At 71.9% G+C, this 23,978-nt stretch carries 24 protein-coding genes and 1 pseudogene; 12 read left to right on the top strand and 13 right to left on the bottom strand.

Features of this window, described 5'->3' with window-relative positions; all coding sequences use genetic code 11:
• Positions 1–32 precede the first annotated feature (32 nt).
• The 3 genes from ACWCP6_RS30925 (at position 33) to ACWCP6_RS30915 (ending at position 2,229) form a co-directional block, all read left to right on the top strand.
• Complete coding sequence (locus ACWCP6_RS30925; protein ID WP_450935901.1) at positions 33–1,010, top strand: AraC family transcriptional regulator; 978 nt, start codon at positions 33–35, stop codon at positions 1,008–1,010.
• Between the two features lie 212 nt (positions 1,011–1,222).
• The gene (locus ACWCP6_RS30920) at positions 1,223–1,924 is read left to right on the top strand and encodes an AzlC family ABC transporter permease (protein WP_450935900.1); all 702 of its coding nucleotides are present in this window, start codon (positions 1,223–1,225) and stop codon (positions 1,922–1,924) included.
• Positions 1,921–2,229 carry an AzlD domain-containing protein gene (locus ACWCP6_RS30915; protein WP_450935899.1) on the top strand — a complete coding sequence of 103 codons (309 nt, stop codon included), beginning with the start codon at positions 1,921–1,923 and terminating at the stop codon, positions 2,227–2,229. Before ACWCP6_RS30920 ends, ACWCP6_RS30915 begins: the two co-directional genes overlap by 4 nt.
• A gap of 113 nt (positions 2,230–2,342) precedes the next feature.
• Here the strand turns inward: ACWCP6_RS30915 and ACWCP6_RS30910 are convergent, their stop codons facing one another.
• Positions 2,343–3,860, bottom strand: a complete 1,518-nt coding sequence (locus tag ACWCP6_RS30910) for a nitrate/nitrite transporter (RefSeq protein WP_450935898.1) — start codon at positions 3,858–3,860, stop codon at positions 2,343–2,345.
• Positions 3,860–5,236, bottom strand: a complete 1,377-nt coding sequence (locus ACWCP6_RS30905) for an alkyl sulfatase dimerization domain-containing protein (RefSeq protein WP_450935897.1) — start codon at positions 5,234–5,236, stop codon at positions 3,860–3,862. Before ACWCP6_RS30905 ends, ACWCP6_RS30910 begins: the two co-directional genes overlap by 1 nt.
• A 150-nt stretch (positions 5,237–5,386) precedes the next feature.
• Here ACWCP6_RS30905 and ACWCP6_RS30900 point away from each other — a divergent pair, with 150 nt between their 5' ends.
• From ACWCP6_RS30900 to ACWCP6_RS30890, 3 genes and pseudogenes are all read left to right on the top strand, one after another.
• Positions 5,387–6,592, top strand: a complete 1,206-nt coding sequence (locus tag ACWCP6_RS30900; protein ID WP_450935896.1) for a PucR family transcriptional regulator — start codon at positions 5,387–5,389, stop codon at positions 6,590–6,592.
• Between the two features lie 433 nt (positions 6,593–7,025).
• Entirely contained in the window at positions 7,026–7,382 is a 357-nt protein-coding gene (locus tag ACWCP6_RS30895) for a DUF6191 domain-containing protein (protein ID WP_450935895.1), read from the top strand.
• Positions 7,343–7,810: pseudogene (locus ACWCP6_RS30890) on the top strand (DUF3995 domain-containing protein); the annotation flags it as partial. The gene ACWCP6_RS30895 and the pseudogene ACWCP6_RS30890, both read left to right, overlap by 40 nt.
• A 55-nt stretch (positions 7,811–7,865) precedes the next feature.
• On the opposite strand, the gene ACWCP6_RS30885 reads toward ACWCP6_RS30890, so the two are convergent.
• Positions 7,866–8,828 (bottom strand): hypothetical protein, encoded by a 963-nt coding sequence (locus ACWCP6_RS30885; protein WP_450935894.1) that lies wholly within the window; start codon positions 8,826–8,828, stop codon positions 7,866–7,868.
• A gap of 78 nt (positions 8,829–8,906) precedes the next feature.
• Between ACWCP6_RS30885 and ACWCP6_RS30880 the strand changes: the two genes are divergently transcribed.
• Both ACWCP6_RS30880 and ACWCP6_RS30875 read left to right on the top strand, forming a co-directional pair.
• Positions 8,907–9,101 carry a DUF3046 domain-containing protein gene (locus tag ACWCP6_RS30880; RefSeq protein WP_450935893.1) on the top strand — a complete coding sequence of 65 codons (195 nt, stop codon included), beginning with the start codon at positions 8,907–8,909 and terminating at the stop codon, positions 9,099–9,101.
• Between the two features lie 248 nt (positions 9,102–9,349).
• Positions 9,350–10,633: an AI-2E family transporter gene (locus tag ACWCP6_RS30875; protein WP_450935892.1), complete on the top strand. Its 1,284-nt coding sequence runs from the start codon at positions 9,350–9,352 to the stop codon at positions 10,631–10,633.
• A gap of 19 nt (positions 10,634–10,652) precedes the next feature.
• On the opposite strand, the gene ACWCP6_RS30870 is transcribed toward ACWCP6_RS30875, so the two are convergent.
• Positions 10,653–11,552, bottom strand: a complete 900-nt coding sequence (locus ACWCP6_RS30870; protein ID WP_450935891.1) for a hypothetical protein — start codon at positions 11,550–11,552, stop codon at positions 10,653–10,655.
• Between the two features lie 331 nt (positions 11,553–11,883).
• On the opposite strand from ACWCP6_RS30870, the gene recA reads away from it, so the two are divergent.
• The gene (gene recA / locus ACWCP6_RS30865; RefSeq protein ID WP_450935890.1) at positions 11,884–13,011 is read left to right on the top strand and encodes a recombinase RecA; all 1,128 of its coding nucleotides are present in this window, start codon (positions 11,884–11,886) and stop codon (positions 13,009–13,011) included.
• A gap of 3 nt (positions 13,012–13,014) precedes the next feature.
• Entirely contained in the window at positions 13,015–13,644 is a 630-nt protein-coding gene (gene recX / locus ACWCP6_RS30860; protein WP_450935889.1) for a recombination regulator RecX, read from the top strand.
• Between the two features lie 176 nt (positions 13,645–13,820).
• Here recX and ACWCP6_RS30855 read toward each other — a convergent pair whose 3' ends face one another.
• The 8 genes from ACWCP6_RS30855 to ACWCP6_RS30820 all read right to left on the bottom strand — a co-directional run bounded on the left by ACWCP6_RS30855 (position 13,821) and on the right by ACWCP6_RS30820 (position 20,350).
• The gene (locus ACWCP6_RS30855; RefSeq protein WP_450935888.1) at positions 13,821–14,279 is read right to left on the bottom strand and encodes a rhodanese-like domain-containing protein; all 459 of its coding nucleotides are present in this window, start codon (positions 14,277–14,279) and stop codon (positions 13,821–13,823) included.
• Positions 14,276–14,833: a cysteine dioxygenase gene (locus tag ACWCP6_RS30850; protein WP_450935887.1), complete on the bottom strand. Its 558-nt coding sequence runs from the start codon at positions 14,831–14,833 to the stop codon at positions 14,276–14,278. Before ACWCP6_RS30850 ends, ACWCP6_RS30855 begins: the two co-directional genes overlap by 4 nt.
• A 161-nt stretch (positions 14,834–14,994) precedes the next feature.
• Entirely contained in the window at positions 14,995–15,180 is a 186-nt protein-coding gene (locus tag ACWCP6_RS30845) for a putative leader peptide (RefSeq protein WP_450935886.1), read from the bottom strand.
• Positions 15,119–16,714, bottom strand: coding sequence for an FAD-dependent monooxygenase (locus tag ACWCP6_RS30840; RefSeq protein WP_450935885.1), 1,596 nt, complete (start codon positions 16,712–16,714; stop codon positions 15,119–15,121). The genes ACWCP6_RS30845 and ACWCP6_RS30840 overlap by 62 nt, the downstream gene beginning before the upstream one ends.
• A 209-nt stretch (positions 16,715–16,923) precedes the next feature.
• Positions 16,924–17,823: an amino acid ABC transporter permease gene (locus tag ACWCP6_RS30835; protein ID WP_450935884.1), complete on the bottom strand. Its 900-nt coding sequence runs from the start codon at positions 17,821–17,823 to the stop codon at positions 16,924–16,926.
• Positions 17,820–18,485, bottom strand: a complete 666-nt coding sequence (locus ACWCP6_RS30830; protein ID WP_450935883.1) for an amino acid ABC transporter permease — start codon at positions 18,483–18,485, stop codon at positions 17,820–17,822. Before ACWCP6_RS30830 ends, ACWCP6_RS30835 begins: the two co-directional genes overlap by 4 nt.
• Before the next feature lie 102 nt (positions 18,486–18,587).
• On the bottom strand, positions 18,588–19,418 hold the full coding sequence (locus tag ACWCP6_RS30825; protein ID WP_450935882.1) for a glutamate ABC transporter substrate-binding protein: 831 nt from the start codon (positions 19,416–19,418) through the stop codon (positions 18,588–18,590).
• 155 nt (positions 19,419–19,573) lie between these two features.
• A complete protein-coding gene (locus ACWCP6_RS30820) occupies positions 19,574–20,350 on the bottom strand; it encodes an amino acid ABC transporter ATP-binding protein (RefSeq protein ID WP_450935881.1) in 777 nt (258 codons plus the stop codon).
• Between the two features lie 284 nt (positions 20,351–20,634).
• Here ACWCP6_RS30820 and ACWCP6_RS30815 point away from each other — a divergent pair, with 284 nt between their 5' ends.
• Together ACWCP6_RS30815 and ACWCP6_RS30810 are read left to right on the top strand one after the other, a co-directional pair.
• Complete coding sequence (locus ACWCP6_RS30815; RefSeq protein ID WP_450935880.1) at positions 20,635–21,333, top strand: response regulator transcription factor; 699 nt, start codon at positions 20,635–20,637, stop codon at positions 21,331–21,333.
• 9 nt (positions 21,334–21,342) lie between these two features.
• A complete protein-coding gene (locus tag ACWCP6_RS30810) occupies positions 21,343–22,758 on the top strand; it encodes an ATP-binding protein (RefSeq protein WP_450935879.1) in 1,416 nt (471 codons plus the stop codon).
• A 77-nt stretch (positions 22,759–22,835) separates the two neighbouring features.
• Here ACWCP6_RS30810 and ACWCP6_RS30805 read toward each other — a convergent pair whose 3' ends face one another.
• Positions 22,836–23,831, bottom strand: a complete 996-nt coding sequence (locus tag ACWCP6_RS30805) for a TAXI family TRAP transporter solute-binding subunit (protein WP_450935878.1) — start codon at positions 23,829–23,831, stop codon at positions 22,836–22,838.
• Positions 23,832–23,978 lie beyond the last annotated feature (147 nt).

Genomic DNA, 23,978 nt, shown 5'->3' with positions numbered 1-23,978 from the left:
CGGTCGTCGTGGGTGTGCCGCAAAATGGGCACATGGCAGGTTCGGGGGAGCGGGCGCGGCACTGGCAGTACGAGGAGCTGCCCGGTGTCGACCTGCTGCGGGCGCGCTACATCCGCAAGACCTTCGTCCGGCACACGCACGAGAACTTCGTGATCGCCGCGATCAGCGACGGCCTCGAGGTCTTCCACCACGGAGGCGCCGACCAGTACGCAGGACCCGGCACCCTGGCCCTGGTCAACCCGGACACCCCGCACACCGGCCGGGCGGGCGTTCCCGAGGGATGGCGGTACGGGGCGGTCTACCCGGCACCGGAACTGGTCGCCGAGATCGCGGCCGAGACCACGGCCATCCGCGGCACCCCCGGGTTCCAGGCACCCGTGTTCCACGACCCGCGGTCGGCGCGCCTGGTCCACGAGGTGCTGCGGGCAGCCGACGAGGGCAACGCCCTCGCCGCCGACACCCTGCTGCGCGTGGTCGTGACCCGGCTGCTGCGCCTCAACGGCGGGGCGCTGCCACAACGGACGGTGCGCACCGCCGGAGCCCGCACCGCGGCACGCGCCCGGGCCGTCCTGGAGGAGCGCATGGCCGAGCCGCCGTCGCTGGAGCGACTGGCCGGCGAACTCGGCACCAGCCCGTTCGCGCTGTTGCGCGCCTTCCGCGACAGCTACGGCATGCCGCCGCACACCTGGCTCACCGACGCCCGGGTCCGCCGCGCCCGGCACCTCCTCGACGCGGGAACGGCACCCGCCGACGCAGCCGTCGCCGTGGGCTTCACGGACCAGCCGCATCTGAACCGTCACTTCGCGCGGATCGTCGGGGTCCCGCCGGGGGCGTACCAGCGCGAGCGCAAGAACGTACAAGATCAGGCAGGACGCCTCCTCGTACCGTCCAGGGCGTGGCAGAACGTACAGCAACCGGGGACATACGTCGCGAGGGCGACGCACCACGAGCCGGCGGGTCCCGGCCGGACACAGGGCCCGGGGCCGACGCCGGGCACCGGACGGACGTAGAGGGCCGGACGGACGTAGAGGGCCGGACGGACGGAGAGAGCCGGCAGGGCGGACGGAGTCGGTGGGATGCAGGGAGCCGTCGGGACGACGGGAGACCGCGGGGTGGTCCGGTCCCCGGGGACGGCGCACGTACCGGGGACGGCGGGCGCACGGAGGACGGTGGGCACCGGAAGTCCGACCGGGCCGTCGTCCGTGACGCACTCGGGGTCGGCGTGGCCGTGGGGCTCTCCGGGTTCGCCTTCGGAGTGACCTCGGCCGGCAGCGGCCTCACCGTGCTCCAGACCTGCGCCCTCAGCCTCCTGGTGTTCACCGGGGCGTCCCAGTTCGCGCTGGTCGGCGCGCTGGCGGCCGGCGGCAATCCGTTCACCGCGGCAGCGGGAGCTTTCTTCCTCGGTGTGCGCAACGCGTTCTACGGGCTGCGGCTGTCGCAACTGCTCGCCCTCCCGCGCGCGGTGCGTCCGTTCGCCGCCCACTGGGTCATCGACGAGACCACCGCGGTCTCGCTCGCCCAGCCCACCCGGCGCACCGCTCGCCTCGGGTTCACGGTCACCGGAGTCAGCCTCTATCTGCTGTGGAACCTGACCACCGTGCTCGGAGCCATCGGGGCCGAGGCGATCGGCGACACCGACGCCTGGGGCCTCGACGCCGCGGGACCGGCCGTCTTCCTGGCGCTGCTCGCACCGATGCTGCGGTCGACGACGGAACGCGCCGTCGCGGGCCTCGCCGTCGTCCTCGGACTGGGCCTGCTCCCGGTACTCCCCGCCGGCGTCCCCGTCCTCGTCGCGGCACTCGCCGCCCCGGCCGTGCTCTACGTCCGGGGGCGTGGGATGCGCGGGGGCGGCGAGCGGGAGAGCGAGGCGCAGCAAGCGAAAGAGGCGGATCAGGAGCACGAAGCGCGGAGGGAAGGCCGATGAACGTCTGGATCGCGGTCGGCGTGACCGCCGTGGGCTGCTACGCAGTCAAACTGATCGGCCTTCTGGTGCCCGCCGGGGTCCTGGAGAAGCCTCTGGTCAAGCGTCTCGCGGCGCTGCTTCCCGTGGCCCTGCTCGCCGCACTCACCGCCCAGCAGACGTTTGCCGACGGGCAGTCCCCGGTCCTCGACGCGAGGGCCGCAGGGCTCGCCGCGGCCGCCGTCGCCCTGGTGCTGCGGGCGCCCTTTCTGCTGGTGGTCGCGGCCGCCGTCCTGGTCACGGCAGGAGTGCGGGCGATGACCGGCTGAACCCGGCGGCACTCCGAGGGGGGCGACGGCCCGGCGGACTGGTCCAGGGGCTGCGGTCCAGGGGGCTGCGATCCGCGGGACGGCGGCCCCCTGGACGGCGAGACCCCGGCGCCCTACGGGAGGACCGGGAGGGCCAACGGCTCCGTCGACCGGCCCCCGAGCCGCAGCGCGTCCTGCTCGGGGCGGCAGAAGCATGCCGCCAGGAGTCCCGCCGCGACGAGGAGTCCCGAGGTGAGCAGCCAGCCGTGCTCGTAGCCCTCCCGGACCGTCGCCGCGCGGTCCACGAGGGTGCCGAGCACCAGGGGGGACAGGACGCCACCGAGCGCGTACACGCATGTCAGCGTGCCCAGGACCACACCGCGTTGAGCGGGCGGCGTGATCCGCGCACACGCGGTCGCCGCCACCGTCAGCATGACCATCGCCAATGCCATCGGGCCCATCATCAGCGGCACCTTGACCTCGACGGAGTCCACTGTTCCGTACACGGCGGTCGCGCAGCCGGCGGCCGTCAGGAGCAGCCCGGCGCCCGCCCCGACGGGCAGCCGACGCGGGCGTGCGCGGCGCGCCGAGCGCTGTGCGATCAGACCGTGGCCGAGCAGCACCAGGCCGTTGGCGACGGCACCGGCACCGACCATCGTGCCCGCCCGGTGCAGATCCCAGCCCAGCACGCTCTCCAGATAGTCGGGGGCCCAGGTCAGCAGGGTGCTCATCCACCAGTAGGCGGCGAACGCCCCGAACGCCGTCGTGACGAACGTGCCGGACAGCAGGATGCGGCGCAGGGGCGGCGGTCCCGGCTCGGAGCCGGTCGAGGCGGGCCCGTCCGTCCGGCCGTGATCCTCCCGGGCGGCTGCCCTGCTTGGAGTCCCCGGGTCGGCAGCCGCCTTGCCGTTCGCCCTCCGGCCCGTGGCCGTCCTGCCCGGCGTCTCGCTGTCGGCAGCCGTCCTGCCCGGCGCCCCCCGGCCCCGGCCCGCAGCCGCCCCGTCCGTCGTCACCCGTCCGGACACCGGGGCCATTGGGCCCTCGGAACCCCCTCGGGTCCAGACGGCGGCCCAGAGCAGGCCGGCGAGGCCCACCGCACCGAACGACCAGCGCCAGCCCCAGAGCGTGATCACGCTGCCGAGCACGGGAGCGGCGACGGCCACCCCGACGGCCGCGCCCATCAGCAGCACCGCGGTCGGCAGCGCCCGTTCCCGCTGGGCGAACCACCCGTGCACATGGTGCAGCGCGACCGGCGCCGCGGGCCCCTCGGCGGCCCCCAGCAGTACGCGCGTGCCCACCAGGGCGCCGAACCCGGCAGCGCCCCACAGCATGGGCAGCTGCGCCGCCGACCACAACAACGCCAGCACCAGCAGCAACGTCGAGGTACGCACCCGGCGGGTGAGCGCACCGACGGCGAGCGCCGACAGGGGGAACAGCACGAAGAACGCGGCCTGGGCGGTGCCGAACTCCTGCCGGGTGATGCCGAATTCGGCGCGGATCTCCGGGCCCGCCAGACCCAGGACGGCCTTGTCCGCGAAGTTCACCACCATGAAGGCCAGCAGCAGCCAGGCGGTGCGCCAGGCGCCGCGCGCGGGCGGCGACCCGGCGGCTCCCGTGACTTCGAGGACGGCCGAGGACTCGGCCCGGCCCATCAGTGGTGCTCGTCCTCGTCACCCAGAGTGCCGACGCTGATGTCGCCCTCCGCGCGCTTGCGCCCCTCCGGGCTGCGCGTGAGCTCGGTCGTCAGGTCGGTGCCCTCCGCGACCGCGGCCGACTCGGCGGCCGCCCAGTGGAAGACGCCCCGCGCCATCGTCGAGGTCTCCGCCTCTGCACGCCGCGCGTACACATCCGCACGCACCCGTGCCACCTCGACATCTTCGGGCGCCGCCAGCGCGGCCGTCTCCGCGAGATGCGACGCCAGCCGCAGCTCGCCCTTGTCGAGCAGTTCGGCGGCGCGCCGTGCGAGCACCGGGGCGCCGCCCGCGGCGTCCGCGAGTTCGACGGCGACCGCCGCCTCCGGAGCCGGCTTGAGGTGCGCGGGATTCTGGTCGTACCAGCCGCCCCACAGCCGCCACAGGTTCCGTACGACGAACTCCGGCTCGTCATAGGCGGGATGGAGGTACGGCTTGTCCAGCAGTTCCTGCGGGACCCGTACGCCGTGCAGCACCGCGTCGAGGCGATGGCCTGCGTTCATCAGGTCCCGGGTCTGTTCGCACAGCGTCTCCAGCAGGCGCGCCGTGTCGCCGAGCGCCTCGTGGATGCGGTCGGCTCCCGTGATCGGGACGCCGTGGCCGGGCAGCAGCAGCTCGGCACCCAGCTCCTGCATGGCGCGCAGCGCCTGTGCCCAGTCCTCCGGATAGCGCTGCACCTTCTGCGGATTGCCCGCGTTCGGCGTGTTCCAGATGAACAGGTCGCCCGTGCACAGCGCCTTGACCTCGGGCACCCACACATAGGTGTGGTCGTCGGTCTCCCCGCGCGCGTGGACCAGCTCGAACGTCAACTCCCCGCGGCGCAGCGTCAGCCGGTCGCGGTACGTGGTGTCCGGATAGCGGTAGTCGGTCGGCCATTCGAGCGCCGGCACCCCGAACTGCCGGCGGTTGATCCAGGCGTTGTACCCAGCGGTCCGGACGTAGCGGTCGAAGCGCGCCGGCAGCGCCTCGTGTGCGATCACCTCGGGGCGTGCGCGGCCCGCGTCGTCGGCCTCACGGTCGAACGGGCCCACCCCGAAGACGTGGTCCACATGGCCGTGTGTGTACACCACGGCATGCACCGGGGCCCCGCTGAACTCCCGCACCGCGCCACGCATGCGCTCGGCCGTGAACCAGTCCCCGGAGTCCACCAGGACGAGGCCGTCCCCGGTGTCGAAGACGGCGACATTGGCGAATCCGGGGAAGACGGCGACGCCGTCCGCGACACGCGCCAGACCGTCCGCGGCGAACGCGCCCGAGAAATGCTTCAGCAGCGACTCCTCGCCGCGCCACACGCGGTCGGCGTACCCCAGGTAGTCCTGCCCCTTGTGCTCGGTCATACCGTGGCTCCTCCGGTGATCCGTGGCCGGTCGCCCCCCACTCACGAGTCTCGGCCCGCTCCGGGACGGGCGACACCGCCCCTCGTCACACCCCGAGGCGGCCGCTACTGTGACGCATCACAGTCCGACCCACGCCGGACGGGAGGTGCCGTGGGAGCCCCGACCCTGTCGGCGGCGGCGAGGGCGCTCGCCCTGCGCTGCGAGCCCAAGGTCAACGAACTGGCCCGGCGCATGGCCCGCGAGTCCTTCGAGACGCTGCCCGGCTACGCCCAGCTTCCCGACGACGTCAAGGACATCGAGGTCGCCGCGACGGCCCGGCACGGCATCCGCGCCTTCCTAGGCGGCGCGGCCGACGGCCGGCTCACCCCCGGCCCCGGAAGCCTCCGGCTGTTCCGCGAACGTGCCGCCCAGCGCGCCGATGAGGGCATGCCGCTGCCCCTGCTGCTGCGCACCCACTCCCTCGGTGCGTACGTCCTGTGGCAGGCACTGCGGGAAACGGCACTCCCCGGGGACGAGGCCGCCCTCGTGGAGCTCGTCGACCTGCTCCTGGGGGCGCACCACCATGTCGTGGGGGCCGTCGCCGAGACGTACGCCGACGAGCGCGCCGCCCTCGAGGCCGACGCACGCGCCCAGCACCGCTCCCTGGTGCGCGGGCTCGTCGACGGCGTTCTGCCCCCCGGCCATGTCCTCCTCGACGAGCTGCACCTGGAGGCGCCGGCCGTGGTCCTCGCGCTCCACCTCGGCGGCCCGGCCGAGGGCCCCGTCGCGGAGCGTCGCAGACAGCGCCGCGTGCAGACCGCCCTGGACCACGCCTTCGGCACGGAGGTGGCGGCGCTGCTCGACAAGGGACACGGACGGGCCGTCGTCCCCGCGGCGGACGACGCTCCGGACGACCTGGCGCAGCGGCTCGGCACGGCCACCGGGGCACCGGTGGCGGTCGCCTGCGTCCGCACCGGCGACCTCGCGGACATTCCCGAGGCGGCGCGTACCGCGACGGAGATCCTGCGCGTCGCGCGCGCGTGCGGGCTGCCGCCCGGCCTGCACCGCATGGAGGACGTCCTCCTGGAGTTCCATCTCTCCCGGCCCGGCCCCAGCAGCCGCAGCATCGCCGCCCTGCTGGACCCGGTCGCCGACCGCCCCGAGCTCCTGGAGACCCTGCGCACCCATCTCGGGACCGGACAGGACCGCAGGGCCACGGCCGCCGCCCTCGGTCTGCATCCGAACACGGTCGACAACCGGCTCACGAGGATCACCGAGCGCACCGGCGTCGATCCGGCGTCCCCGCGCGGCAGCGCACTCGCCATCGCCGCACTGCTGCTCAGGGAGACGGAGTACGCCCAGGAGCAGGGCTCCTAGGCGTGCTGTCCGGCAGGTCCACCGGAGCCGGGCCTGCTCCCACGGCACTCCGCCATGCGGTGGATCTCCATGGCGGCGCCTCCGCCGCATGGGGGAAGCGGATCATGCGCCGGACCGATCCACTGCGCGGTGCGGATCCAGAACAGTGATCGCATGGCAATCCAGCGAGACGAGTCCGACGACGGCGGTCGAGGGGACCGAGCGGCCTGTGCCCTCCGGGCAGAGCGCATTGCCCGCGAGACGGGAAACCACCCCTGCCGGGTGACGTACGACGCTACCGGGACGGGTGCCGGAGCGTCCGTGCGAGCGGTCCACGCACGGAACGATGCCCGCAGCCCCGAGTTCTCCCGGGCCGCACGTCCGGCGAGAACGACGCCGGCCCTTCCGCTGCATCCCGGCAGTCAACCGTGTTGAGGACGATGAGGGACCACCTGTGGCGATTTGGCTCATGTCGTTCCCGGCGTTCGCGTGCCTACTGGTCTTCTTCGCCCTGATGGAGAGCGCGTGGCGATGGTTCACGGGGCTGGGCCTGATCCCGTGGCTGCGCAGGCGCACGGGGCGGTCGTTGTCGAACACGGCCTTCGACGAATTCACGGCGGTCGTGAACGGAAACAAGACGGTGGAACTGGAGCAGCGGCGGGTGGAGCTGCTGCGGCGGGACGACGAGAGCGACGGTGCGCCGCCGCGCTCCAGCATCGACCTGACCAAGGGCACCGCGTTCATCGTGTTGCCACAGGAAGCGGACGGCCCGTGCGCTGTCAGGCGCGATGCCCGCGAGGGCCGACGGTGAAAGGCGAACCGGAGGGAACGGGCGCAGAACCGTCCACGCTGTGGGGGCGCATCGCATGCTTGTGGGCAGCCGCGTTCGCCGGGTTGCACTTCTACTGGGCCGTCGGCGGTGATGTGGGGCTGAGCATCTCCGCCGGTCCGCTGGCCACCGAGCGCCCGCTGTGGTTCGTCGTAGCCGGTCTGTGGGGTGTGGGTGCACTCTGCCTCCTAGGCGCCCTGCTGGCATGGCTGCTTGCCCGGACCAGGCTCCGGGGCGTTCCCGCTCTGCTCGCAAGGGGGCTGGGGTGGGGCGTCAGTGCCCTCCTACTGGCCCGTGGCATCGGTATCGAGGTGCTGCTGCTGACCAACACAACGCATCTGGACACCTCCGTGAGCGTGGGACAGCGGACCTGGACGCTGGTCCTCTGGAACCCCTGGTTCATCGCCGGAGGACTGGCCTTCGCTCTCGCCACCCTTCGGTCCCGCAGGCATACCGACGCAGAAGTCAGCCGATGGACCGCCCGTACGCGCGCAGGGTGCGCAGGGCCTCGATGGTCACGCAGGGCCGCGCCTCCAGGGCCGTACCGGGTGCCCACTGCTGCCAACGGACGGGCCAGCCGCCGTCCTCGGCCTGATCGCCCTCCAGGAAGTCCAGGGCGCGCCCCATCTCCTCGTCGGTGAACCAGGTGCGCGCCAGCGACTCCGGGACCTTGGCGAAGTCGTACGGGAAGTGGTGCTCGCCCGGCGCGTACCCCGGCGCCACCGGGAAGGCGTCGCGTCGCGCCGGGTCCAGCACCACGAGCCGCTGCTCGCGCACCAGCCGCCCCAGCCGGTCCGCGACCGCCTCCGCGCGCGGGCGGTCCTGTGCGCCGTCCAGGAACGCGACGGCCGCCTGCACCTCGTACGGGTGCGACTTGTCCAACGACTCGACCGCCCGCCAGCAGAAGTCGGTGGCCCGGAACAGCCAGGCGTGCCACACCTCGTTGTGGTGCAGCAGCCCCACCACGGGCCCCGTGGCCAGCAGCGCGCTCGGAGGGTCGTCGAGGACCGGCACGAACGGCGCGGCCGGGTAGCCCCGCTGGCTGGGATGGACCGCCGGAAGCGCACCGTCCGGCGTCGAGACGGACGTCAGATAGCGGCACACGTGCTCCGCACGCTGGCCGCCGCAGCGGCCGATCGAGTCCAGGACGTGCAGCGCGTGCGCCGTGTGCAGGGGCTGGCTGACCGGGCCGCGCAGATCCGGCTCGAGCGCGTGCCCGTAGCCGCCGTCCTCGTTGCGGTACGCGTCGAGGGCGGTCTCCACGGCGTTCGCCTCGGCGGAGCCGCCGTGCCGGAAGTGGTAGGTGAACCGGCGCTGCTCCAGGACGCGGGCGGTGAGCCACATGAACTGCTCGGCGCGGGAGAGCGGGGAGGACCCGGTCGGCTCGGTGGGCGACGGGGGGAGTGGGGATGCTCCGGATTCGGCCATGGACCGACGGTAGGGCGGAAAGCGCTCCCGGTACGGCTCCCGGCCCCGGCTGCACTCTCAGGGCGGGATACTGAGGGCATGCGGTTGACGGTCTTCTGGCAGCGAATGGCGGATCACTTCGGTCCCGAGTACGCCGACAGCTTCGCGCGCGATCACGTGATGTCGGAACTCGGCGGGCGCACCGTGCACCAGGCGCTCGACGCGGGCTGGGAGGCCAAGGACGTCTGGCGCGCCGTGTGCACCGCGGTGAGCGTCCCCGCCGACAAGCAGTGACGTGATGCTCCTCACACATCTCCCCGTGGACGCGCGCCGGATGCGACCCGACGGCGGCCTTGTACGCGGGACGTGAGGTGCCGGGCGCCGGCTGCGCGGAACGGGTCCGTGGGATCGCCCGCGCGCGTGGGACGTGACGTGCCGGCGCCTTCCCGCGCGTGGGACGTGTCGGGCGCCCCGCGCGTGGGATGCGACTCATCGGGCCGCCGGGGCGGCGGGTTGTCGGAGGCGTCGGCGACACTTGGCCCGTGGCCCCGACAGACGAGACCGCGCAGGTCGCCCAGGACGAAGCCCCGCTCGGCACGACCCCGACCCCGCCGCCCGGCCCCGGGCAGGCGCCGGGACGGGTCGCCCGCATGCCGCGCTGGCTGCCGCGCGCCATGGTGCTCGCCCTCGCCCTGGTCGCCTGCTTCCAGTTGGGCAGTTGGGCGTTCCACCAGCTCACCGGGCTGTTGATCAACATCCTGATCGCGTTCTTCCTGGCGCTGGCCGTCGAGCCGGCCGTCAGCTGGATGTCCTCGCACGGCATGCGCCGGGGCCTGGCCACCGGGCTCGTGTTCCTGGCGGTGATGATCTTCGGTGCGGGTTTCGTCACCCTGCTCGGCTCGATGCTCGCCGGGCAGATCCTCGGCATGGTCCAGGACTTCCCCGGCTCCCTCGACTCACTGATCAACTGGATCAACGGGACCTTCCACACCGAGCTGAACCGGCTCCAGGTCCAGGACAGCCTGGTCCACTCCGACTGGCTGCAGAAGTACGTGCAGAACAGCGCGAGCGGTGTCCTGGACGTGTCCGCCCAGGTGCTCGGCGGTCTCTTCCGCCTGCTGACGGTGCTGCTGTTCTCGTTCTACTTCGCCGCCGACGGGCCCCGGCTGCGCCGGGCGCTGTGCTCGGTGCTGCCGCCCGCGCGGCAGACCGAGGTGCTGCGCGCATGGGAGATCGCCGTCCACAAGACCGGCGGCTATCTGTACTCGCGCAGTCTGATGGCACTGATCTCCGGCGTCGCGCACTACGTCCTGCTCGTGGCGCTGGGCGTGCCCTACGCGCCGGTGCTCGCCGTCTGGGTCGGCCTCGTCTCCCAGTTCATCCCCACGATCGGCACGTATCTGGCGGGCGCACTGCCCATGCTGATCGCCTTCACGGTCGACCCCTGGTACGCGCTGTGGGTGCTGGTGTTCGTCGTGGTCTACCAGCAGTTCGAGAACTACATGCTCCAGCCCAAGCTGACGGCGAAGAGCGTGGACATCCACCCCGCGGTCGCGTTCGGCTCCGTCATCGCCGGCACGGCGCTGCTCGGCGCGGTCGGCGCGCTCATCGCCATCCCGGCGGTCGCCACGCTCCAGGCGTTCCTCGGGGCGTACGTGAAGCGGTACGACGTGACGGACGACCCCCGCGTGCACGGGCACCGGCGCCGCGGCACGGCCACGCTCCTCACCCGCGTCCGCGGAGCGGTGCGGGACCGGCCGGGGACGGCGGGGGAGCCGGTACGGGAGCCCGCGGCGGGACAGGCGCGCACGCAGGGCGAGGCCTGACGCGGAAGCGGGAGGCGGCTCAGTACGTGAGGGCCGCCCACACGCCCGCTCCGAGCACCGCCGCGGCGTAACAGCCGACCGCCGCGTACATCACCCGCTCCCTGACGCGCTCGCTCCACGGCGTGCGGGACATCAGCCAGGCCAGGGCCGGCAGCACCAGCACGGCGTGCAGGCTGACGCCGTGCAGCGGCTTCAGGGGTGCCGTGGAGTGGTAGGCGGCCTCCTGGTGGCCGGTCCGGGTGAGCACCACCCCGCGCGCGATCATCGCCGCGCCTGACCCGAGCGCCACGAGCAGGATCGCGAATCCGGCGCGCAGCGCGAGCGGCATCCCGGCGGGCCCCTCGGGGCGGCGCCGGAACGCCGCGGCCGAGAACACCGAGAGCAGCACCACGAGGACGCCGCCACCGACCGCCAGCGCCATGGAGACCGTGGTGTTGAACGCGCCCTCCATGTCGAGGTGCGACGGCACGTGGCGCCATGCCTGGAGCGTGATCCCGCCGACCTCGAGGACACAGTCGGCGGCGAACACGAAGAGGAGCGCCGTGCGCAGCCGGGCATCCATGCGCAGGTAGGACGTGACCCAGGTGACGGCCGCGAGTGTCAGACCGAAGGAGAGCCCGAACGTCACCGGTTTGCGCCAGGAGACAGGCCCGTACCAGGGGCCGCCGTCGATCGCGAACACCACCAGGTGCAGCAGCCCGGACAGGACCAGGAGGGCCCCGGTCGCGCAGCAGAGCCGCTCGGCGGGGCGCAGCGCCCGCCACCGCGTGCGCAGGGCGGAGCGGCGGGGCCCTCCTGGTCCTGCCGGGGATGCGGCCGGGGCGTGCGGCGATGCCGTGCCGGAGGACGCGCCGGCCGGCGGCGCGGTGCCCGGCGAGGGCAGGGGGATCCGGCGGGAGGATCCGGTACGGCTCTTCATGGGCCCAGCTTCATGACCTCGCGCACCGTGGTCGTCGTCCGGCCGAAGGCTTCTGCCGTACGACCTGGGGAGTAGCCCCGGGGGCCGTCGGGACCGGCCCGTGCGCCGCGGCGCGGGCGCCCGGAACGGGTGTGTGGTGCGCTTGACACCAAAATCGAACATCCATTCTTATGGGGTGTCCGGTGGTGCTCGCCCGGGAGATTTCCCGGCGGATTCCGGGGGAAGACCCCGAGTTATCCACAGGCCGGACGGGCGTCGGGGCGCATTGTCAGTGGCAGGCGTTAGCGTCTTTGACGTGAAGCGATCGACTCAAGCAAACCGGGTGGAACCCATGGCAGGAACCGACCGCGAGAAGGCCCTGGATGCCGCACTCGCACAGATTGAACGGCAGTTCGGCAAGGGCGCCGTGATGCGCCTCGGCGAGCGGCCGAACGAGCCCATCGAGGTCATCCCCACCGGGTCGACCGCACTCGACGTCGCCCTCGGTGTCGGCGGTCTGCCGCGTGGCCGTGTGGTGGAGGTGTACGGCCCGGAGTCCTCCGGCAAGACGACCCTGACGCTGCACGCGGTGGCGAACGCGCAGAAGGCGGGCGGCCAGGTCGCCTTCGTGGACGCGGAGCATGCCCTCGACCCCGAGTACGCGAAGAAGCTCGGCGTCGACATCGACAACCTGATCCTGTCCCAGCCGGACAACGGTGAGCAGGCCCTGGAGATCGTGGACATGCTGGTCCGCTCCGGTGCCCTCGACCTCATCGTCATCGACTCCGTCGCCGCGCTCGTCCCGCGCGCGGAGATCGAGGGCGAGATGGGCGACAGCCACGTCGGTCTCCAGGCCCGGCTGATGAGCCAGGCGCTGCGGAAGATCACCAGCGCGCTCAACCAGTCCAAGACCACGGCGATCTTCATCAACCAGCTCCGCGAGAAGATCGGCGTCATGTTCGGCTCCCCGGAGACCACGACCGGTGGCCGGGCGCTGAAGTTCTACGCCTCGGTGCGTATCGACATCCGTCGTATCGAGACCCTGAAGGACGGCACCGAGGCGGTCGGCAACCGCACCCGCTGCAAGGTCGTCAAGAACAAGGTCGCCCCGCCCTTCAAGCAGGCCGAGTTCGACATCCTCTACGGCCAGGGCATCAGCCGTGAGGGCGGCCTGATCGACATGGGTGTCGAGCACGGCTTCGTCCGCAAGGCGGGCGCCTGGTACACGTACGAGGGCGACCAGCTCGGCCAGGGCAAGGAGAACGCCCGCAACTTCCTGAAGGACAACCCCGACCTCGCCAACGAGATCGAGAAGAAGATCAAGGAAAAGCTCGGTGTCGGCGTGAAGCCCGAGGCTCCGGCCGCCGAGGCGGGTGCCGACGCGGCAGGCGCCCCGGCCGCCGCCGACGACGCGGCCAAGGCGGGGTCCGCACCCGCCGCCAAGGTCACCAAGCCCAAGGCCGCGGCGGCCAAGAGCTAGGCCGTGACCCGACGAACCGACTGGCCGGAGTACGCCGGCTCCACGGGCCCGGCCGAGCCCGCGAGCCCCGGCGGCGCCCACCAGGACGGCGGTCCCTCTTCCTCGTCGAGGGCCGGGAAAGGGGGACCGCCACAGGACCCGGCGGAGCGGGCGCGGGCGATCTGCCTGCGCCTGCTCACCGGTACCCCGCGCACCCGCAAGCAGCTTGCGGATGCGCTGCGCACCAGGGACATCCCCGAGGACGTGGCGGACGAGGTGCTGTCCCGCTTCGAGGAGGTCGGCCTGATCGACGACGGTGCCTTCGCGGGCGCCTGGGTGGAGTCCCGGCACCACGGCAGGGGCCTGGCCCGGCGGGCACTGGTGCAGGAGCTGCGGACGAAGGGCGTGGACTCCGCGCTGATCGACGAGGCGGTGGGGCGGCTCGACGCCGAGCAGGAGGAGGCGACGGCCCGTGAGCTCGTCGCCCGCAAACTGCGCTCCACGCGAGGCCTCGACCGTGACAAGCGGTTGCGCCGCCTCGCCGGCATGCTCGCCCGCAAGGGCTACCCCGAGGGCATGGCCCTCCGTGTGGTCCGTCAGGCCCTGGAGCAGGAGGGCGAGGACACGGAGGACCTTGGGGACGAAGGGTTCTGAGGCCGTGCGCGACGGCGGGCGCCCCTGCGGTGAGGGGCGCCCCGGTGGCGTCCGGCGGAGAACCCGAGGCGCACCCGTCCGGCGGAGGACCGGCGGCGCGCTCCGGAAGCCGTGACCTCAGCCGTTCCACGCAGGACCGGTCGCCGCCGGCCGGCGGTTGCCGGGCCCTCCGTGTCCTAGGCCTGTGTCTGCGCCTGGGCCTGCGCTTGTGCTCGTGCCTGGGGAGGCTCGGTGACCGGTAGGCCGGACGCTCTCCACGCCTGGAAGCCGCCGATCAGATCGGTCGCGCGGTGCAGGCCGAGCTGCCGAAGTGACGCGGCCGCGAGACTCGACGCGTAGCCCTCGTTGCAGACGACCACGACCCGCAGGTCATGGCTCGTCGCCTCGGGCGCGCGGTGGCTGCCCCGCGGATCGAGACGCCATTCGAGCTCGTTGCGCTCGACGACGAGGGCTCCCGGGATCAGCCCGTCGCGCTCCCTCAGCGCCGCGTACCGGATGTCGACGAGCAGCGCACCGGAGGCCGCGTCCTCGTACGCCTGCCGCGGATGGACGCGGTCGAGGTCCGCACGCACCCGCTCCAGCAACTCGTCGATGCCGACGGGCTCTTCGCCGGCGCCCGTGGTCCGCCCGCTCACTGCCAGTCCTCCGGGCGCTCGACGGATTCCAGCCGCAGGACCTCACCCGTCCGGCTGTACCGGCGGATCTGCGGGAGCGGCGGGTAGTACGCGTGGACGGAGACGGCGTGGCCGGTGCCGGAGGCGTTGAGCACCTCGTGGACATGATGGCGGTCGAAGGCCCTGCCCTGCCCGGCGCCCAGCCGGCGCTCACGGTCCACCCCTTCGGCGAGCTCCAGGGTCTTCCAGCCGTCGGCCGGCAGCCGCACGGTGAGGGAGTTCTCCGTGAGCGTGCCGGCGGCGGTGACGAAGGCGCCGACCGACTCGGCGTGGTCGTGCCAGCCGGTGCCGGTTCCGGGCGGCCAGCCGATCAGCCAGGCCTCGCTGCCGCCGGGTCCTTCGAGCCGCATCCAGGTGCGGCCGTCCGTGTCCAGCGGAAGCGAGTCGATCAGATCGTGGTCGGTCGCCGTACGGCGCGCGAAGTCGAGCAGTTCGGCGGAGGTGGGCGCTTTGCCGGGCGCGTTGGTGAGCGCGGTGGCGGGCTCGGAGTGGGACACGGGTACGGGGTGGGACACGAGTGCCGTCCTGGAGGATCGCTGGGACCGCGCAGCCCTGCCCGGCAGTCGTGGCCGGGAACCGGTGAGTCCCGGAGAGGGGGCCGACTACAGGGGGCGCGTGGGCCGAATGCGCGTACGCCGGAGGTACGCGAGGCGCGCGGAGTGGGGGCGGGTGAGGTTCAGCAGGACGGACGACACACGCAGCCCGCGTACCGGAGGAGGTCCATATGGACCCTCCGCCACAGGCGCACATCGGTGTCGGTCACGCTCCGGAGTAGACCATGGCCGTGGGGGCCGGTCAACTCACGTTCGCAGTGCGGACGCCGTTTCGGCCGGGTGGTCGGCCTGGCCGCCGAGCGCCGCATCGGCCGCCGCGTACAGCGCCTCGGGGTGCACTCCGCCGAGCGCGGTCACCAGGTGTCCGTCCGGGCGGATGAGCAGCACACTGTGCGCGGCGGCGCCCGGATAGCTCTCGGCCACCAGCAGTTCGGCACGGTGCGGCAGGGCCGCCACCGCGCCCGCCAGACGCGGCATGATCCCGGCGCCCACCCAGTGCCGGCGCTCCCACACGCCCGTGCCGGGCGCGACCAGCAGCACGATCAGACGGCTGCGTCCCAGCCGCTCCCGCAGTCGTACGAAGGTCCCGTCCTCCGCCGTCACCCGGACGTCGGTGATCTGCGCACCCGGTGCCGTGTCCACCTCCGAACCGGCCGCGGAGTCCATGGGCGCGAGCGGCGAGTCGGCGTACACGCCGGGCGCTCCCAGCGGTCCGCGTCCCAGGTGGCCGTCCAGGAGCAGCGCGTCGTGACCGCGTGCCGCCCCGGGGACGTACGAGCGCAGCCCCCCGCCGCCGCGCAGGACGGGAAGTGCCTGGTCGGCGGCGCGCAGCCGTGCCGCGACGACGGCCCGTCGCTCCGTCTGGTAGCTGTCGAGCAGCTTCTCGTGCGGGCCGTGGTGCCACACCTGGGCCAGCTTCCACGCCAGGTTGTCCGCGTCGCGCAGGCCCTCGTCGAGTCCCTGGGTGCCGAGTGCGCCGAGCAGATGCGCGGCGTCCCCGGCGAGGAACACCCGGCCGGACCGCCACCGGCGGGCGAGACGGTGGTGGACGGTGTGCACCCCGGTGTCGAGCAGTTCGTACGGCGGAGTGGGGCCGTCGCACCAGCCGGCCAGCGTCTCCCGCACACGCGCCACCAGGGCGTCGGGCGTGACCAGCTCGTGCCGCGGCGGCAGCAGCCAGTCCAGGCGCCACAGCCCGCCGGCGAGGGGGCGGCAGGTGACCTCGCTGCCCGCCGACCGCCACGGCGGCATCCGATGGATCAATGCCTCGCCGGGCCAGGGGAGTTCCGCGCGCAGCGTCGCGACCGCATGCCGCTCGACGGCCGTGCGCCCCGGGAAACGGATGTCGAGGAGCTTGCGCACGGTCGACCGGGAACCGTCGCACCCCACCAGATAACTGCCGCGCCACCATGTGCCCTTGCCGCCACGCGTGTGGGCGGTCAGCCCGCCCTGCTCCTGCTCGATCGAGTCGAGCCGGCTCTCCACGGCGACCTCGATCAGCCGCTGCCCGGCGACGGCCTCACGCAGCGCAGCGGTCAGCTCGTGCTGGGCGATGTGCACGGGGGCCGGGTCCTCGTGACCGAAGGTGACGCGCTGGACCGTCTGCCTGCGCCGCAGCGAGCGCAAGCCGGACCAGCGCGCTCCGGGGACCGCCAGGTGCGTGCCCGTCAGCCGTTCCACGAAGGCCGCGGTGTCCTCGCGCAGCACGACCGTCCGCGCGGCGCGCTGTTCGTCCTTGCCGGACCCCTCGTCGAGGAGGACCGAGGGCACGCCGTGGCGCGCCAGCGCGAGCGAGAGCGCAAGCCCCACGGGCCCCGCCCCGACGACGATCACCGGGTCCACGGCGCGGCTCCCGCTGCCCGGAGGCTGGTCCCGAGGGGTGCACGGAGGCGGGCAGTTGACGGTGGAACGGGGTGAGCGATCACAGAACGTATGCAACCCACTGCCGTGGCCCCCGTCAAGCGACGGAGGCAGTGGCGAGCACACCACTGCCTCCTGAGGCTACCGATGGGTCGGATGATCCTTGTGGGACCTCCGTCCGGGACGGCGTGTCAGATACCGCCACCGCCGGCCATGGCACCGCTACCGAAGTCCGACACCGTGTCCGCGGCGGGAACCACGGCACCCGTCGACTTCTTGCCCTTGCGGAGCCTGCCCTCCAGCCAGCTCGCGAACGTCGTCAGCGTGAAGTTCACGGCCACGAAGAGCGCGGCGACGATCGTGAAGCAGGCGATCGTGTTCGCGCCGTACGCCGCGCTCATCGGGCGCACCGACGCCAGCAGCTCGGAGAAGTTGAGCATCGCGCCGCCGAGGGCGGTGTCCTTCACGATGACCACGAGCTGGCTCACGATCGCGGGGAGCATCGCCGTGACCGACTGCGGCAGCAGGATGGTCCGCATGACCTGGCCCTTGCGCAGACCGATCGCCATCGCGGCCTCGGACTGGCCCTTGGGCAGCGACTGGATGCCCGCCCGCACGATCTCGGCGAGGACGGACGCGTTGTAGAGGACGAGGCCCGTGACCACGGCGTACAGCGGCCGGTCGTCGGAGCTGACGTTCGAGAACTCGCCGTACACCGCGTCCGCGAAGATCATCAGCACCAGCACGGGGATGGCACGGAAGAACTCGACGATCACACTGGCGGGGACGCGGACCCAGAGGTGGTCGGAGAGCCGGGCTATGCCGAAGAACGCACCGAGCGGCAGCGCGATCACCATGGCGAGCGCGGCGGCTATGAGGGTGTACTCCAGGCCGGGAAGTATGTACGTCGTCCAGGACTGGGAATCCGTGAAGAACGGCTTCCACTTGACCCAGTCGAGCTGGCCCTTCTCGTCGAGCTTGCTGTACACCCACCAGACGACGGCCGCCGCGACGGCCAGGAACGCCACCGAGTAGACGATGTTGCGCCGCTTCGCGCGCGGGCCCGGCGTGTCGAACAGGACGGAGCTCATCGCTTCACCGCCACCTTCTTGCCCACCCAGCCGAGCAGCAGACCGGTCGGCAGGGTCAGACAGACGAATCCGAATGCGAAGACGGCGGCGATCAGAACGAGCTGGGCCTCGTTCTCGATCATCTTCTTCATCAGCAGCGCGGCTTCCGCCACACCGATCGCGGAGGCCACCGTGGTGTTCTTGGTCAGGGCGATCAGGACGTTCGCGAGCGGTGCCACGACCGCCCGGAAGGCCTGCGGCAGGATGACCAGGGTCAGCACCTGTGTGAAGCTCAGCCCCAGGGCGCGGGCCGCCTCCGCCTGACCGGTCGGGACCGTGTTGATGCCGGAGCGCAGCGCCTCGCAGACGAAGGCGGAGGTGTAGGCGATCAGGCCGAGCACCGAGAGCCGGAAGTTGACGACGGTGAAGTCCTGGGCGCCGAGGCCGATGCCCAGCGTCTGGAACAGGCCGAGCGAGGTGAACAGGATGATGACCGTGAGCGGAACGTTCCGCACCACGTTCACGTACGCGGTGCCGAAGCCGCGCATGAGGGGCACCGGTCCGACCCGCATGGCTGCGAGCAGGGTGCCCCAGATCAGGGAACCGACCGCTGAGAAGACGGTGAGCTGCACCGTCACCCAGAAGGCCCCCCACAGGTCATAGCCTTCAAGAAAGTCGAACACGTTATCCCGCGCTTCCGCGTAGCTGGAGGGCGCGGCGCGCCGCCGCCTCGGCTGGCGGCGCGCCTGCGGACCCTGCGGATGTTGTCCTGGCCGGTCCGGCCGTTACTTGACGATCTGGCCGATCTTCGGCGCGGGCTCGTTCTTGTACTGGGCCGGGCCGAAGTTCGCCTTCACGGCCTTCGCCCACGAGCCGTCGGAGACCATCTTGGCGAGCGCCGCGTTGATCTTCTTCTTGAGCGAGTCGTCGCCCTTCATCAGGCCGATGCCGTAGTTCTCGTTGGACAGCTTCAGGCCGGTCAGCTTGAACTTGCCCTGGAACTCCTTCTGCGCGGCGTAGCCGGCGAGGATGTCGTCGTCCGTGGTCAGGGCGTCGACGGCCTTGTTCTCGAGGCCGGTGATGCACTCCGAGTAGCCGCCGTACTCCTGGAGGTTGGCGTGCGGGGCGAGCTTGTCGTGCACGTTCTGCGCCGACGTCGAGCCCGACACGGAGCACAGCTTCTTCTTGTTGAGGTCCTTCGCGCTCTTGATCGTGTTGTCGTCGGCGCGGACCAGGAGGTCCTGGTGGGCGAGCAGGTAGGGGCCGGCGAAGTCGACCATCTGCTTGCGCTCGTCGTTGATCGAGTAGGAGGCCACGATGAAGTCGACGTCACCGCGCTTGATCATCTGCTCGCGGTCGGCGCTCTTCGCCTGCTTCCACACGATGTCCTTCTCGCCGTAGCCGAGCTGCTTGGCCACGTACTTCGCGACGTCGACGTCGAAACCGGCGTACGAGCCGTCGGGCAGCTGCTGGCCCACGCCCGGCTGGTCGAACTTGATGCCGATCTTGATCTTCTTGCCGTCGCCGTTGTCGTCCTTGGAGCCGCCGCAGGCGGTGGCGGTGAGGGCGAGAGCGAGGGCGACGGAGGCGGCCGCGGTGACCTTGCGGAGCTTCATGAGGAACATTCCTTATGGGTCGGAAGGGGGTGTAACGGGCGCGCTCAGGGGCGTGCGTTCCCGTCGGGACGGTGCGGCGGGGCACCACGCGTCGGGGTGGGGTGGGGTGGGGGCGACGGGCGACGCGCGCCGGACTCGGGCGCGCACGCCGTACGTCAGTGGTGCAGGATCTTCGACAGGAAGTCCTTGGCCCGGTCGCTGCGCGGGTTGCTGAAGAACTGGTCGGGGGCCGCCTCTTCGACGATGCGGCCGTCGGCCATGAAGACCACGCGGTTCGCGGCGGAGCGGGCGAAGCCCATCTCGTGCGTGACGACGACCATCGTCATGCCGTCGCGGGCGAGCTGCTGCATGACCTCCAGCACCTCGTTGATCATCTCGGGGTCGAGCGCCGAGGTCGGCTCGTCGAAGAGCATCACCTTCGGGTTCATCGCCAGCGCCCGTGCGATCGCGACGCGCTGCTGCTGACCGCCGGAGAGCTGCGCCGGGTACTTGTCCGCCTGCGTGCCGACGCCGACGCGGTCCAGCAGGGCGCGCGCCTTCTCCTCGGCCTCCTTCTTCTCCGTCCTGCGGACCTTGATCTGGCCCAGCATCACGTTCTCGAGCACGGTCTTGTGCGCGAAGAGATTGAAGGACTGGAAGACCATGCCGACGTCGGCGCGCAGCCGGGCCAGCTCCTTGCCCTCCTGGGGGAGGGGCCTGCCGTCGATCGAGATGGCTCCCGAATCGATGGTCTCCAGGCGGTTGATGGTGCGGCAGAGGGTCGACTTCCCGGACCCCGAGGGCCCGATCACGACCACGACCTCACCACGACCGATCGTCAGGTCGATGTCCTGGAGGACATGCAGTGCGCCGAAGTGCTTGTTCACGTTCTTCAGCACGACCAGATCGTCGGTGGCGGGTACGGCGTCCTTGGTCACCGAAACATTGGTCATCGGCTTGGTGCTCCGTCCTCCTCGGTTGGCAGGACAGTAGGGAAGCCGTACAACCAGTGTCATTACATCTGAGCGAGAATTGAGCATCACGATCCGGTGTCAACCGGACACCGACGGTCAGTGGCGACGGACGCGTGCGATACCGGCTCCGTAACGGAACGTGTCCGGAACCCGAAGCCTCTTGACGCGGTCCTTATCCATCGGGGTGGATGCCATGGTGCGCTCCGTGCGCGTGCAGGTGTACACAACAGGACCGAACGACCGATGAACCGAAGGGGGCCGGGATGAGACTGCTTCTCGTCGAGGACGACGACCATGTGGCCGCTGCGCTGTCCGCGGTCCTCGCACGGCACGGCTTCGACGTCACGCACGCCCGCAGCGGCGAGGAGGCCCTCCAGGCGCTGCTCCCCGGCGAGACCTCGGCCAAGGGACCCTTCGGGGTGGTCCTGCTCGACCTCGGGCTGCCCGACCAGGACGGGTACGAGGTCTGCGGGAAGATCCGCAAGCGCACCAGCACCCCCGTGATCATGGTGACCGCCCGCTCCGACGTGCGGTCCCGGATACACGGTCTCAATCTCGGCGCCGACGACTACGTGGTGAAGCCCTACGACACCGGGGAACTCCTCGCGCGTATCCACGCCGTCAGCCGGCGCAGCGTCGCGGGCGACGGGTCCTCGCCCGCCGATGACGACCTGCGCCTCGGGCCCGTCCACATCGAACTCCCCAACCGCCGTGTCAGCGTGGACGGTACGGCGGTCCAGCTCACCCGCAAGGAGTTCGACCTGCTCGCGCTGCTCGCCCAGCGCCCGGGTGTGGTGTTCCGCAGGGAGCAGATCATCAGCGAGGTGTGGCGGACCAGTTGGGAGGGCACCGGGCGCACACTGGAGGTGCATGTGGCGTCGCTGCGCTCCAAGTTGCGCATGCCCGCCCTGATCGAGACCGTGCGCGGCGTGGGCTACCGCCTCGTCGCCCCGGCGGCGTAGCGGGCCAGGGTGCGCACACGACTTCTCCCCCTGCTCATCGTGCTGATGGCCGGCGTGCTGCTCGCGCTCGGCTTCCCGCTGGCCGTGCGGGTGGCCGCGGGGCAGCAGCAGCGGGTGGTCGTCGACCGCATCGACGACACGGCACGGTTCGGGTCGCTCGCCCAGTTCGTCACCGTCCGGCCGTCCGGTTCGCGGGTCGTCGTCAAGGACGAGCGCCAGGAGACCCTGCAGAAGGAACTCTCGCGCTACAACGACGTGTACGGCATCCGTGCGGGCGTCTTCTACCGCGACGGCACACCCATGGCACACGCACCGGCGAACTGGTACCTGCCCTCCAAGGGGGCGGTGCGCACGGCCTTCCAGGAGGCGCTGTACTCGCGCCCCGGACACGACCCCAGACAGGTGTGGCCCTGGCAGCGCCGGGGCCGTCTCGTCGTCGCATCGCCCGTCATCCGGGACGGCGACGTCATCGCCGTCGTCGTCACCGATTCCCCCACCGCGCAGATGCGGGCGAATACGCTGCACAGCTGGCTGATGATCGCCGCGGGCGAGGTGGCCGCGATGGTGCTGGCCCTCGCCGCGGCGCTGCGCCTGACGGGCTGGGTGCTCCGTCCGGTCCGCGTCCTCGACGCCACCACCCACGACATCGCGACCGGACGGCTGAAGTCCCGGGTCGCGGCCGCCGGCGGACCGCCGGAACTCCGCAGACTGGCCCGGTCGTTCAACGAGATGGCCGACCATGTCGAGGAGGTGCTGGAGCAGCAGCGCGCCTTCGTCGCCGACGCATCGCACCAGCTGCGCAATCCGCTCGCCGCCCTGCTGCTGCGCATCGAACTGCTCGCCCTGGAACTGCCCGAGGGGAACGAGGAGATCGCCTCGGTGCGCACCGAGGGCAAACGCCTCGCCCAGGTCCTCGACGACCTGCTCGACCTGGCGCTCGCCGAGCACGCCGCGGCCGACCTCCAGCTCACCGACATAGGCGAGCTGGCCGCGGAACGTGTCGAGGCCTGGCGGCCGCTCGCCGAGGACAAGGGGGTACGGCTGCGCGAGCACTGCCCAGCGGTCACGGCGTGGGTGGATCCGGTCGCCCTGTCCAGCGCCCTCGACGCGGTGATCGACAACGCGCTCAAGTTCACGCCCGAGGGTGCCGAGGTCGTCGTCACCGTCGCCTCGAACGGTGACACGTCCACCATCGAGATCGCCGACGCCGGCCCCGGTCTCACGGCGGAGGAGCTGGCCCGCATCGGTGACCGCTTCTGGCGCAGCGGCCGTCACCAGAACGTGAAGGGCTCGGGCCTCGGCCTGTCCATCTCGCGGGCGCTGCTGGCGGCCGGCGGCGGGTCGCTCGTCTTCGCCCGCCACGAGCCGCAGGGCCTGAAGGTCACGGTCAGCGTGCCCCGTACGGAGCCGGTGGCGATCACCTAGGGCCTGTCGTCACATTCCCGTCTGCCCCGCGGGGGGCCGGCCCCACGACGCGACCGGGCGCAGGGCATCCGCCGGGCTCACGGTTTGACCGAGCGGTAGTAGCGGCTCGCCCCCACGTGCAGCGGGAGCGGGTCCGTGTACAGCGCGGTCCGCAGGTCGACCAGCTGTGCCGCGTGCACCTGCGCGCCGATGTGGTCGCGGCTGTCGATCACCGTGCGGGTCAGCTGTTCGGTCAGCTCCGGGTCCGTACGGTCGGTCGTGACGAGCAGGTTCGCCACCGAGAGCGTGGAGACCGCCGAACCCTGCTGGGCCGCCGGATAGGCGTCCGCGGGCATCACGGAGGCCCGGTAGTAACGGGAGGCGCCGCCCTGCGCGTGCAGCGCGTCCACCAGGCTGCCCAGTTCCAGGAAGCGGATGTCGAAGCGCTCGGACAGCGCCCGCACGGAGTTCGTCGGCAGACCGCCCGACCAGAAGAAGGCGTCGACGTCCCCGTCGCGCAGCGCCTTGGGCATCTTGTCGATGCCGATGGAGACGGGCTCGATGTCCTTCCCGAGGCTGAGTCCTGCCGCCCGCAGCACCCGGTCCGCGATCAGCCGCACACCGGAGCCCACCTGCCCCACCGCGACCCGCTTGTGCCGCAGGCCCCGCACCGAGAGCACCCCCGACTTCCGGGGGACCACGAGCTGGACGTAGTCGTCGTACAGCCGGGCGCAGCCGCGCAGCCGGTCCGCGCCCGGGCGGCCGTCCAGCCGGTACTTCTCCACGGCGTCGGCGGCGGCGATGGTGAAGTCGGCCTGTCCGGTGGCCACGCGCTCCACGTTCTGCTGCGAGCCCTCGCTGTTGCGCAGCCGTACGTTCAGGTCCGGCATGTCGTGCGCGAGCGCCGTCTCAAGGAGCTTCCCGTACAGCTCGTACACGCCCGACCGCACGCCCGTGCTGATCGTCACCGTGCCGCCCGGGGCGCGTTCGCCGAGCGGCAGCACCCACCACAGCAGCAGACCGAGCGCCACGAATGCCGCGACCGCGCTCTGGAGTGCGCGACGTCTGCCGATACGGGGGAGTGCCTGGAGCATGCGCGCGATCCTGCCAGGTCGCCCTGCGCACTGACCAGGCCCCCCGGCCCCGCGGGCGGCCGTGGACCCGGCAGACGTGCTCGTACCCCGCCGCAGCGACTGCCCTGGTGGACGTGCGGAGGGGGTCGTGAGAACCCTCCCGGGCGG

It is taken from the genome of Streptomyces sp. NPDC002004 (assembly GCF_053593975.1).
Note: the sequence above shows the minus strand (reverse complement) of the source record. Positions and strands in the feature narration are given on the sequence as shown.